Genomic DNA, 11,640 nt, shown 5'->3' with positions numbered 1-11,640 from the left:
GGGCTTTGCACTTGCAACATTCGTGGCCCCCGCCAATATTCTGCCGCGGTTGTACATAATTAAGCTGCCGAGCTTGTAAGATTTCCAGAATTGGAAGTCGGCAGACTACAGTGGCAAAGCCTTGGCCAGCGGGCTGGAAGCCGCACTACAAGCCTAAAGCCTGCATTTTCAACCACCTATGTAAGCAGCAAAACAAGCCATTGCCTAAAAGGGGGCTTTCCAACGAACGGCGAACCTTTCAAACCTTTCGAATAATTTTGTCGTTGCTTCGTACCAATGTTCCGACTCAAGACCCATTCTAGACGCACGATGGCGGCCTCCTTACTGGTGGTCTTCCTCAACGTGTTCTTTGGGCAGGTCGTCTGCGCGCTGGCCATGCCCGCCGCGCCGGCCGTCGGACATCAGCACAAGCACCCGACCGGCACGCCGGCGCATAAGCACGAGCACAAGGCGCCGCATTCCCACGGGAAAGCGCACGGCGCTACCGCCAAACACGAGCACCACGACGAGGAAGCCCCGGCTCCACACAAGCACGGCTCCAAAGGGGCCTGCTGCCAGGACGATGCCGCCGCCGTGTGGGCCGCGCTGGCCCACCCCCCGAAAGCGGGCATTGAGAAGATGACGTTTATGCCGGTGGCGTTGCCCCCGGCCCCGCTGGCCCTGGTGGTCCGTTTTCAACAATGGGACCGCACGCGGCCCGTGCTGCTGGTGGCTCGCCGGCAGCTGAAACCCAAAATACCCGACATCCGCATTTTCATCCAGTCCCTGACTGTCTGATTGCTCCGACGCGCTAAGGCTCGCGCCGGCACAGCTATGCTGTGTCCGGGGCGGGCCTTTTCGTTTGCCCGTCGCGCCGCCTAAGCCGGCTTTCCTTCTCCTCTATACTTCCGGGTTTACCCTTCTCCGCAATGAAAGATTGTTGCGAACCGGCCGACGGCCCGCCACCCCGCGGCCCGCTCCGCCGGCTGCTCACGGGCCTGCTCTATGCCGTGCTGGCGGCTGCCCTGGGCTTCGTGCTCTGGCAGCAGTGGCGGGCCTAACCCCGGCTGCTGCTGCCCCCGGGGTCGCCAATGCTGGCGCCCCCCTTTTCTCACCCACACTCCATTTTATGTTTCGCTTACCCGTTTCCCTGCTGGCCGTGGCCAGCCTGTTAACCGTGGCCAGCTGCTCGTCCGATTCCGCGTCGAGCAGCGCCACCAACACCGTCACTACCCCTACTGCAGGACCGGCCGAAGGCACGGCTGACCACGCTAGCGGCCACACTTACGCCTGCCCCATGCACCCCGAGGTGACCAGCACCAAGGAAGGGGAGACGTGCCCCAAGTGCGGCATGAAGCTCGAACACAACGATAAGGTGGCCAATGGCAAGACTTACGCCATGAAGTTTGAGCCGCAGCCCATGCAGCCCACGGCCGGCCAGCCCTCGCAACTCGTTTTCACGCCGCAGGAAGTGGGCAACGAGGCCGCGCCTGTACCGCTGGCGTTGGTGCACGAGAAGAAAATCCACCTCATCATCGTGAGCAAGGACCTGGGCCAATTCTATCACGAGCACCCCGAGTACACCGCGCAGGGCAACTACAGGGCCGCCTACACCTTCCCCAAGGGCGGCGACTACGTGCTGTTTCAGGACTACACGCCCACGGGCTCGGGCCACCAGTTGGGCCGCCAGCCCATCTCGGTGAAGGGTCCGGCTTACGCGCCAGTCAAGTTTAAGAACGACGACATGCAGTGGGCGAAGGATGGGTACTCGGCTACCCTGACGTTCGACAAGCCCCTGAACACCGGCCAGCTGCTGGGCATGAAAATCAACATCAGCAAGGATGGCCAGCCCGTCACCGACTTGGACAACTACCTCGGGGCGCTGGGCCACGTGGTAGTCATCAGCGAGGACACCGAGCGCTACTTGCACGTGCACCCCAACGACCAGGCCGACAAGGGGCCCGCCATCGGCTTCAACACCACCTTCGAAGCACCCGGCCTCTACCGCGTCTTCCTGCAGTTCAACCACGGCGGCAAGATTCACACCGGCGACTTCACCATCAACGTGAAGGGCCCGGCCTCCAGCTAAGGCCAAGGCACCGCATCAGTTCCTTTTCCCAACCCTCAACCATTCCAAAACCCATGAAAAAGTCCGCTTTTTTCCTCGCCGCCCTCTGCTCGGGCTCCCTGCTGGTGGCCTCGTGCAGCAGCGACAAAACCGCTGATACCACGACTACGACCACCGAAACGACCGCCACCGACGCCACTGCTTCAGGCGACATGGCCGGCATGGACCATTCTAAAATGGCCGAGGGCAGCGCGGCCGGCGACTCGCCCCTGATGGCGTCCATGAACGACATGATGGGCAAGATGAGCGCCATGAAAATGAAGGGCAACACCGACCACGACTTCGCCCACATGATGCTGGAGCACCACAAGGGCGCCGTGGCCATGGCCGACATCGAGCTGCGCGACGGCAAGGACGCCACCATGAAGCAGCTGGCCGAGAAAATCAAGGCCGACCAGCAGAAGGAAATCGGGGAGATGGCTCCCATTGCCGAGCGCCTGGACTCCGCCCCGAGCAACTACAAGCCCATGGACCCGGCCGACCCCTTCACCAGCAAAATGAAGGCTTCGATGGACGACATGATGAAAAACATGCCCAAAATGGTAGCTGACCCGGACATGAATTTCAACATGATGATGACGGTGCACCACCAGAGCGCGGTGGACATGGCCAAAGCCGAGCTGGCCCACGGCAAGGACACCAAGCTCAAGGAGATGGCTCAGAAAATGATTGACGCCCAGCAGAAGGAAATCGCCGAATTCAAAGCCTGGCACGACAAGAACGCCGACAAGATGTAATCCGAGACGCCGGCAGCAACGCCCAAAGAAGGCAGGTGCCGGCGGCCTCGTTCTCACCCTTAACAACCCCCTCAATACTCCTTTTCCCATGAAGCTTTTTGGAATTTCCCTGGCCGCAGCGGCCCTTTTCGCCTTCGCCCCCCTGGCCTCGCAAGCGCAGCATGCCCACGCCGCTGGCAAGGCCGATGCCCACATGGCCCCCGGCGAAACCCACGCCCACGTGGCCCCGCACGGTGGGGTAGTGCGCTCCGCCAGCCCCTACCACATGGAGTTGGTGCAGCAGGCCGGTGAGCTGCACATCTACCTACTGGCGGCGAAGATGGCTCCGGTGCCCAACAAGTCGCTCTCGGGCACAGTGATGGTGCAAACCACCGACAACAAAACCACGACGGTAACCCTGGTAGCCGGTGGCACCGACCACCTTGTGGCCAAGCTGCCCGCCGGGGCGAAAGTGCGCACGGCCATCGTCAGCCTGAAGGCCGACGGCAAAGCCATCAATACCCGCTTCGACAAGCTCGATGCGGCCGCCCAGGGCAGCAAGGCCGTGGGCGCCGCCTACGAGTGCCCCATGAAGTGCGAAGGCAGCGCCAGCACCAAGCCGGGCAGCTGCCCGAAGTGCGGCATGGCCCTCGTGAAAAAGGCGTAGGCAGAGCCTGTTTTTCGGACGCAGTGCGTCCGGACCCTCTCCTGCGTCTCGGGCCGCTTGCTGCTGCAACGGCGGGCGGCCCATTGACGAGCTCTAACCTGATACCATGAAGTACCCTAAAATGAAACGTGCGACGCAAGGGCTGCTGGTGCTGGCGCTGCTGCTCGGGCTACTCCCGGAAGTTGCGCGGGCCCAAACCGCCATTAGCCTCGACAGCGCCGAAGCCCTGACGCTGCGCCGCCACCCGCGGCTGCGGCAGTCGGACCGCGAAATCGAGGAGCAACGCGCCCTGAAGCGGGGCTCCTTCGCGCCCGCCAACCCGGACTTTCTGTTCTCGGCGCCCACGGGCGAGCGGTGGGCCCCCGGTGTGGTGCAGACCATCGACCTGCCCAATGTCTACCGGCGCCAGCGCCAGGTGGCGGAGGCGGGCATCACCCTGGCTGAGCGCAACCGCGAGGTGAGCCGGGCCAGCGTGCTACGGGACACCCGCTTGGCCTACCTGAGCCTGCAGTTTGCCGAAGCGCAGGTACGCCAGCTCACTTATCAGGACAGCCTGTTCCGCGTCTTGCGCGTGGCCACGGAGCGTCTGTTCGCGGCCGGCGAAGTCACGTCCCTGCAGCGCATCAGCACCGACGCCGAAGCCCGGCAGGTGACGGTGCAGCTGCAGCAGGCCACCGAAGACCGGCGTGCCGCTCAGCGCCGCCTGGGCTTGCTGCTGGGTCAGCCCACGGCCACCCTGACCACCAGCACCGACCTGCGCCGCAGCGGCCCCGAGCTGGTGCAGACCGGCGGGGCACTGCTGAGCAGCCTCCCACCCGAAGACAGCACGGCCCTGGTGCGCAGCCCCACGCTGGCCGCCGCCACCCAGAACGTGGCCCTGAGCCAGTCGGGCATCAGCCTGGTGCGGGCCCGGCGCACGCCCGCGCTGACGGTGGGCTATCAGAATCAAGCGTTTGAAAACTCCGCCCTCAAGTACCGCTTCCAGTTCGGCGTGTCGGTGCCCATCTGGTTCTGGACCTACCGCTCGCAGCTGCAGGCGGCCACGGCCCGCTCGCAGGCCGCTGGCTACCAGCTGCAAGCGCAGCGCCTGGAGCTTAGCACGCTCTACCAACAATCCCTGGCCGATACGCGCAAGTTCTCGGCTTCGCTGGGCTACTACGAGCAGACCGGCGTGCCGCAGTCGCGGGCCATCATCAGCCAGTCGCAGCGCCTGTTCCGGGCGGGCGAAATCAGCTACCTCGTGCTGATTCAGAGCCTCAACCAGGCCTTTACCATTCAGAATACCTACCTGACCACCATTCGCGACTACCGTCAGGCCCTCATCGAACTTAACTACCTGCGGGGTGAATAACATGAAACAACTCCTGATTTTGCTGCTGGGCCTGCTCCTGCTGAGCGGCGCGGCCTACGCCCACGGGGGCGAAGACCACGGCGACGGGGCCAAGGCGTCGACGCCGGCCGGCGCGACCTCCTTCTCCGTGGCGGCGCTCTCGGAACAGTTCGAGGTGCTGCTGCGCTACGAGCCGCTGGAAGGCGGCAAGCCGGCCGACCTGCGGCTGTTCCTCTCGGATTACGCTACCAACGCTCCCATCAAAGGCGCCAAGCTCACGCTCACCAACCCGGAGGATGCGAATCTGAAGTGGGCCGTGACGGAAAAGGAGCCGGGCGTGTACCTGGTGGAGGGCCAGTTTCCGGCAAACAAAGCCTACAGCTTCGCGGCCAACATCGTGGCCGGCGACAAGGCCGATTTAATGCTGCTCGAAGGCATCAAAGTGGGAGAGAAGCTGCCCGTAGCGGCCGAGGTCGCCCACGCCGACGGCTCGCTTTTCTCTTCCTGGAAAACCATTCTGGCCCTGGTCGGCGCCTTCGTGCTCGGCATCGGCCTGACGGCCCTGCTCATGCGTCGGCGGCGCCCGGAGCCGGTGCTGCAGACCTCGGAGCAGGCCCTGACCGCCAGCCGCCGCACCCCCATTGCTTAAAGCTCAACTGACATGAAAACCAAACATAAATTCCTGGCAGCCACGGCCGCGGCCGGATTGGTCCTGACCGTGCTGTTGCCGCCTCCGCGCCTGGTCCAGGCCCACGGGGGCGAAGACCACGGCGGCACGGCCAAAGCCAGCACCGGCGTGGCCCTGACCGACGAAGTGCTGCTGCCCAAGGAAAGCCAGTTCCTGTTTCAGGTGCAGACCTCTTTGGCCGGCTTCTCCACGACGTATAGCCGCGCCACGCTCTACGGTACGGTGTCGGCCGCCGCCGGCGGCGAAGGCCGCATCGTGGTGCCCCAGGGTGGCCGCATCGTGAGCCTAGCCGCGCAGGTAGGTAAGGCCGTGCGCGCCGGGCAGACGCTGGCCGTGATTGAGCAGACCCTTGATGCCACCCAGCAAATCGGGCTCAGCACCGAGCGGGCCAATGCCCAGGCTGAACTGCGCGCGGCCCAACAGGACTACGCCCGCCTGCAGAGCATCGCCGACATCGCCGCCCGCAAGGACGTGGTGGCCGCCGAGCTGCGCCTGCGCCAGGCCCGGCAGAACGCCGGCATACAGAATGGCCAGGCCAGCCAGCGCCGGGTCAGCATCACCTCGCCGGTGAGTGGCACCGTGGACGTGTTCAACCTCGCCGTGGGCCAACAAGTCAATCAGGGCGACGAGCTGTTCCGGGTCATCAACCCCGGCAAGCTGCGGGTGGAAGCTCAGGTGTTTGCCCAAGACCTGGCCAAAGTCACGCCGGGTGCCGTGTTTCGGGTGGAAGGCCTGCAGGGTCAGCCCGGGGTGCCCGCCCGCCTCGTGGTATTCAGCAACGTGGTGAACCCCGTCAATCAGGCCCGTCAGCTGGTGCTGGAGCTGGATGCGCAGGAAGGCAGCGCCTACCGCGCCGGCCAGGCCGTGAACGTGCAGGTAGTGGGCCAGACCGGGGGCGGCAAGCCGCAGCTTACCGTGCCCACCTCCGCCATTACCGACTTGAATGGCAAGCCCGTGGTGTTCGTGCACACCGAGCCGGAGCGCTTCAAGATACGCTACGTGCAGCCCGGCGCCGCGAGCGGCGAGCAGACCGTGCTGGTGCAGGGCCAGGTCAACGAAAACGACCGGGTGGTTACGGCCGGCACCTACCAGCTCAAGTCCATTTACCTCAATCAGTAATTCCCTCCCTTCCTTCCTATGCGCCGTTTCCTCCTTGCCCTGCTCGCCGTCCCCGCTTTATCAGCCCCGGCCCTTGCCCAAACCACCGCACCCGCTGCCGGGACTGCTCCGGCTGTTTCGGCCGACGAAGCCGCCGTGCGGGCCGTGCTAAAGCAGTACCAGCAAGCTGTACAAAAGCTCGATACCACCGGCACTACCCGTTTGTTTGTGACCAACTCCGTGGTGCTGGAATCGGGCAGTAGAGAGGGAACCTACGCCCATTACCGGGACCACCACCTGGGGCCCGAGCTCAAGGAATTCAGCTCGTTTACCTACAGCGACTACAAGGCCGACGTGACGGTGGACGGCTCCTATGCCTTCGCCACGGAAAGCTACACCTACACCATCGGGCTGAAGAAAGGGCCCAAGGACACGGCGGTGCCGGCCCCCATCAAGCGGCGCGGGGTGGCCACCAGCGTGCTGCGCAAAAACGCAGCGGGCCAGTGGCAGTTCGTGAGCAACCACAACTCGGCGCGCAAGTAGCCGCTCCCTCCCCTGGCCGGGGCACCCCTTACCTGACTCGTCGCGGGCTTGCGCCCGACCGGACTTTGCTTTTTAACGATGCTTGACAAGATAATTCGCTTTGCCCTGCAGAACCGCCTGCTCATGCTGGCCTTTGCCGTGGGCCTCATCATCGCCGGCACCTATACAGCGGGCCAGCTGCCCGTAGACGTGCTGCCCGACCTGGACCGCCCCCGTGTGACCGTGTTCCTGGAAGCCCCCGGCATGGCCCCGGAGGAAGTGGAAGCCCTGGTGACGCTGCCCGTGGAAACGGCCCTGAACGGGGCCACGGGCGTGTCAGCCGTGCGCTCCAACTCGGCCATTGGCCTGGGCATGGTGTTCGTGGAGTTCGACTACGGCACCGACATCTTCACGGCTCGCCAGATTGTGAGCGAAAAGCTGCAAACCACCGGCGAGCAGTTGCCCCAGGGCATCACGCCCGTGCTCGGCCCCATCTCCTCGGTGATGGGCCAGATAATGCTGGTGGGGCTGTCGGGTGGTAAGGAAACCAAGGCGGCTGATTTGCGCACGCTGGCCAACTACACGGTGCGCCAGCGCTTGCTGAGCATCCCCGGCGTGGCCCAAGTCATTCCCATTGGCGGAGACAACCTGCAGTACCAGGTTCTGCTGGATATGCCCCGGCTGAATGCCACGGGCTTGACGGTAAACCAGGTAGAAGAGGCGCTGCGCAAGTCCAACCTGAACACCACCGGCAACTTCTTTGACCGCAACGGCTCGGAAGTGCTCATCCGCAACCTCGGCCGCCTGCGCTCGGTGCAGGATATTGAAAACATCATCGTGGGCTACCGCGAGCAGTCCCCCATCCGCGTGGCCGACATTGCCAAGGTGGAGTTTGGCGCCCGCTTCAAGCGCGGCGACGGCAGCGTGAACGGCCAGCCGGCCGTCATTCTGAGCATTGAAAAGCAGCCCGGGGCCGCCACCGTGGGCCTGACCGAAGCCGTGGAGAAAGCCCTGGTGGAGCTCAAGCCCTCGCTGCCCAAGGATGTGCAGGTGAACACGCGCCTGTTTAAGCAGTCCGAGTTTATTGAGTCGTCCATTTCCAACGTGGAGGAAGCCCTGCGCGACGGCGCCATTCTGGTGGTCATCGTCCTCTTTGCTTTCCTACTGAACGTGCGCACCACGTTTATTTCGCTGGTGGCCATCCCGCTTTCCTTGCTGGTGACGGCGCTGGTGTTCCGCTTTGCCAGCATCAGCATCAACACCATGACCTTGGGCGGTCTGGCCATCGCCATCGGCGAGCTGGTGGACGACGCCATCGTGGACGTGGAAAACGTGTACCGGCGCCTGCGCGAAAACAAGCAGCGCGCCAATCCGCAGCCGGTGCTCAAGGTGATTTACGCCGCCTCCTCAGAGGTGCGCAACTCCATCGTGTACGCCACCATCATCGTGGTGCTGGTATTCCTGCCGCTGTTTGCGCTGGAGGGCATGGAGGGCCGCATTTTCGCGCCGCTGGGCATTGCCTACATCACCAGCATCGTGGCGTCGCTGTTCGTGTCGCTGACAGTCACGCCGGTGCTGTGCTACTACCTGCTGCCCAAGATGAAGCAGATGGACCATCCCGAAACCGATGGGGGCTTGGTGCGCTGGCTGAAAAAGAAGGACACGCGCCTGCTGGGCTGGGGCCTGCAACATCCCAAGCTGGTACTGACCTCCACGGCGCTGCTGTTCGTGATGGCCGCGGCCATGGTGCCCTTCTTCGGCACCGAGTTTTTGCCCCCCTTCAACGAAGGCTCGCTGACAGTCAACTTCTCGGCGCCCGCCGGCACCTCGCTCACCGAGTCCAACCGCCTGGGCACCCTGGGCGAGCAGCAGATGCTCAAGATTCCGGAAGTGGCTTACACCGCCCGCCGCACCGGCCGGGCCGAGCTGGATGAGCACGCGGAATCGGTAAATAACTCGGAAATCGAGGTGGCCTTTAAGACCGAAGAGGAGCTGGAGAAGGAAGGCAAAACCATGCGCAGCCGCGACGAAATTCTGGCCGACATGCGTCAGAAGCTTAGCCTCATTACGGGGGTGAACGTGAACATCGGCCAGCCGATTTCTCACCGCCTCGACCACCTTTTGTCGGGCGTGCGGGCCCAGGTGGCCATTAAAGTATTCGGCAATGATTTGCTGGAGCTGCGTCGCTACGCCAATGAGGTGCGCTCCGCCGCCAGCACAGTGCCCGGCGTCGTGGATTTGCAGGTCGAAAAGCAGGTGCAGATTCCGCAGCTGCTGATTCGGCCCCGCGACGAGGCCCTGCGCGCCTACGGCATGGAGCGCGGCGAAGTGGTGCGCGACCTGGAAACCCTGTTTCAGGGCGCTGTGGTGTCGCAGATGCTCGACGGGCAGAAGCGCTTCGACCTGGTGGTGAAGCTGCCCGAAAACCAGCGCAACGACATCGCCGCTATCGGCCAGACCCGCATTGAAACGCCTTCCGGGGCCATGATACCCGTGAGTCAGGTGGCCGAAATCCTGTATGAACCGGGCCCGAACACCGTCAACCACGAAAACACCCAACGGCGCATCACCATCTCGCTCAACGTGGCCGAGCGCGACCTGGGCTCTACGGTGAAAGAGATTCAGGCCAAAGTCAACCAGCAGGTCAAGCTGCCGCCGGGCTACTACCTGACCTATGGCGGGCAGTTCGAGAGCCAGCAATCAGCCTCCCAGAAGATACTCTGGCTGAGTCTGTTTTCGCTGGCCGGCATTTTCCTGGTCTTGTTCTCGCACTTCAAGTCCAGCTACATGGTGGGGCAAATCATGCTCAACATTCCGCTGGCCCTGATTGGCTCGGTGGTGGCCGTGCTGCTCACCGGCGGCACGTTCAGCATTGCCTCGCTCGTGGGCTTCATCACCCTGACCGGCATTGCCTCGCGCAACGGCATCATGATGATATCGCACTACATCCACCTCGTGGAGCACGAGGGCGAGAAGTTCGGAATGCCGATGATTATCCGCGGCTCGCTCGAACGCCTGGTGCCCGTGCTCATGACAGCCCTGGTGGCCGCCCTGGCACTGGTGCCCCTCACGCTGGCCAAGGACGCGCCCGGTAAGGAAATCCTATACCCCGTGGCCACCGTCATCCTCGGCGGCCTGCTCAGCTCCACCTTCCTCGACATCATCGTGACGCCGGTGGTCTTCTGGCTGGTGGGGGAGAAGGCCCTGGCGCAATACTTCGCTTCCCACCAGGAAGTGGGCCTGGACGACCACCCGCAGGAACTGGACGCGCAGCCGCTGACGCCGCCCGCCGACCAGGACGCTTTATCTCCGGCCCTGTAATCCACCTCCCATGGCCTCCACGCTCCTCTACATCCGGCACATGGTCTGTGTAAAATGCATCCTGGTGGTGCGCGAGCAGCTTGTGGAGCTTGGGCTGGTGCCGCTCCGGGTGGAGCTGGGGGAGGTGGAGCTGCGCGATGACGCCGCGACTATTGACTGGGCCCGGTTGCGGCAGTGCCTGGAAGCAGAAGGCTTTGAGATTCTGGACCAGCTTTCCCCGCAGCAGCGGCTGGTGGCCCAAATCAAGGAAATCATCGTCCAGCTGCTGGCCACCGAGCCGGCGGCGTTGCGCAGCGGCCACTTTTCGCGGCAGCTCAGCCAGCGGCTGCAGCGGCGCTTTGCCTACCTGAGCGACGTCTTTTCCGCCACCGAAGGCCTGAGCCTGGAACAGTACGTCATCCGGCAGCGCGTGGAAGCGGCCCGGCGCCTGTTGCGCGAAGGCACCCTGCCCGTGGGCCGCGTGGCGCGGGAGTTAGGCTACAGCAACCTGGGGCACTTGTCCCGGCAGTTCCAGCGCGAAACAGGCACTTCGCCTACCGAGTACCGGCAGCATTGCCTGGCCACAACGGTAAGTCAAGTGAGCGGGGAGCAATAGAATGCTTTTGGCAAACCGTATGAATTATGCATGGAAGTGCTGGCAATCGTGCATAACAAGGGGGGCTATTGGGAGTAAACGCTTGTATACCATTACCCACCTAATTTCCTCTTCTCATGCACGCTCAAAACCAATCCCTGCTCGACGCCCTCAACGCCTGCATCGCCTCGTGCGAACACTGCGCCACCGCCTGCCTCAGTGAGCAGGACGTGCAGATGATGGCCCGCTGTATCAGCCTCGACCGCGACTGCGCCGACATCTGCGCCCTGACCGCCCGCTTCCTGGCCCGCGGCTCCGAGCACGCCCAGCACCTGCTGCGCGAATGCGCCGAAATCTGCAAGGCCTGCGGCGATGAATGCGAAAAGCACGGTGCTCACATGCAGCATTGCAAGGAGTGCGCCGAGGCGTGCCGCCGCTGCGAGCAGGCCTGCCGCCAGGGCATGAGCGTGGCCGCCTAAAGAACTCAGCCGAGAAAAAAGGCCAGTCTCCGTAAGGTAGACTGGCCTTTTTGGTGCTTACCAGCCATCAAATCATGTAAGTGGTCGGCGCAATTCTGTACCACTTTCGCTCGGCCAGTTGGTACTTTTGAACGCTCC

The 11,640-nt window shown here is 63.5% G+C and carries 12 protein-coding genes; all 12 read left to right on the top strand.

Annotation, left to right across the window (positions count from 1 at the left end; all coding sequences use genetic code 11):
* The first annotated feature begins 309 nt into the window (after positions 1-309).
* Positions 310-777: a hypothetical protein gene (locus tag F1C16_RS21860; protein ID WP_185284714.1), complete on the top strand. Its 468-nt coding sequence runs from the start codon at positions 310-312 to the stop codon at positions 775-777.
* Positions 778-908: 131 nt separating this feature from the next.
* Positions 909-1,040, top strand: coding sequence for a hypothetical protein (locus F1C16_RS23185; RefSeq protein WP_258049200.1), 132 nt, complete (start codon positions 909-911; stop codon positions 1,038-1,040).
* A gap of 68 nt (positions 1,041-1,108) precedes the next feature.
* A complete protein-coding gene (locus F1C16_RS21855) occupies positions 1,109-2,068 on the top strand; it encodes a heavy metal-binding domain-containing protein (RefSeq protein ID WP_185284713.1) in 960 nt (319 codons plus the stop codon).
* 53 nt (positions 2,069-2,121) lie between these two features.
* Positions 2,122-2,844 (top strand): DUF305 domain-containing protein, encoded by a 723-nt coding sequence (locus F1C16_RS21850; RefSeq protein ID WP_185284712.1) that lies wholly within the window; start codon positions 2,122-2,124, stop codon positions 2,842-2,844.
* A gap of 88 nt (positions 2,845-2,932) precedes the next feature.
* Positions 2,933-3,490: a heavy metal-binding domain-containing protein gene (locus F1C16_RS21845; RefSeq protein WP_185284711.1), complete on the top strand. Its 558-nt coding sequence runs from the start codon at positions 2,933-2,935 to the stop codon at positions 3,488-3,490.
* A 106-nt stretch (positions 3,491-3,596) separates the two neighbouring features.
* Positions 3,597-4,841: a TolC family protein gene (locus tag F1C16_RS21840; RefSeq protein ID WP_185284710.1), complete on the top strand. Its 1,245-nt coding sequence runs from the start codon at positions 3,597-3,599 to the stop codon at positions 4,839-4,841.
* Position 4,842: 1 nt separating this feature from the next.
* Positions 4,843-5,469: a hypothetical protein gene (locus F1C16_RS21835; protein WP_185284709.1), complete on the top strand. Its 627-nt coding sequence runs from the start codon at positions 4,843-4,845 to the stop codon at positions 5,467-5,469.
* A gap of 12 nt (positions 5,470-5,481) precedes the next feature.
* A complete protein-coding gene (locus F1C16_RS21830; protein ID WP_185284708.1) occupies positions 5,482-6,627 on the top strand; it encodes an efflux RND transporter periplasmic adaptor subunit in 1,146 nt (381 codons plus the stop codon).
* Positions 6,628-6,645: 18 nt separating this feature from the next.
* A complete protein-coding gene (locus tag F1C16_RS21825) occupies positions 6,646-7,149 on the top strand; it encodes a nuclear transport factor 2 family protein (RefSeq protein WP_185284707.1) in 504 nt (167 codons plus the stop codon).
* 78 nt (positions 7,150-7,227) lie between these two features.
* Positions 7,228-10,449 carry an efflux RND transporter permease subunit gene (locus F1C16_RS21820; protein WP_185284706.1) on the top strand — a complete coding sequence of 1,074 codons (3,222 nt, stop codon included), beginning with the start codon at positions 7,228-7,230 and terminating at the stop codon, positions 10,447-10,449.
* Positions 10,450-10,459: 10 nt separating this feature from the next.
* Positions 10,460-11,044 carry a helix-turn-helix domain-containing protein gene (locus F1C16_RS21815; RefSeq protein WP_185284705.1) on the top strand — a complete coding sequence of 195 codons (585 nt, stop codon included), beginning with the start codon at positions 10,460-10,462 and terminating at the stop codon, positions 11,042-11,044.
* Between the two features lie 116 nt (positions 11,045-11,160).
* Positions 11,161-11,502 carry a four-helix bundle copper-binding protein gene (locus F1C16_RS21810; protein ID WP_185284704.1) on the top strand — a complete coding sequence of 114 codons (342 nt, stop codon included), beginning with the start codon at positions 11,161-11,163 and terminating at the stop codon, positions 11,500-11,502.
* Positions 11,503-11,640: the final 138 nt, after the last annotated feature.

The organism is Hymenobacter sp. NBH84, from assembly GCF_014217645.1.
Taxonomy (GTDB): Bacteria; Bacteroidota; Bacteroidia; order Cytophagales; family Hymenobacteraceae; genus Hymenobacter; species Hymenobacter profundi.
Note: the sequence above shows the minus strand (reverse complement) of the source record. Positions and strands in the feature narration are given on the sequence as shown.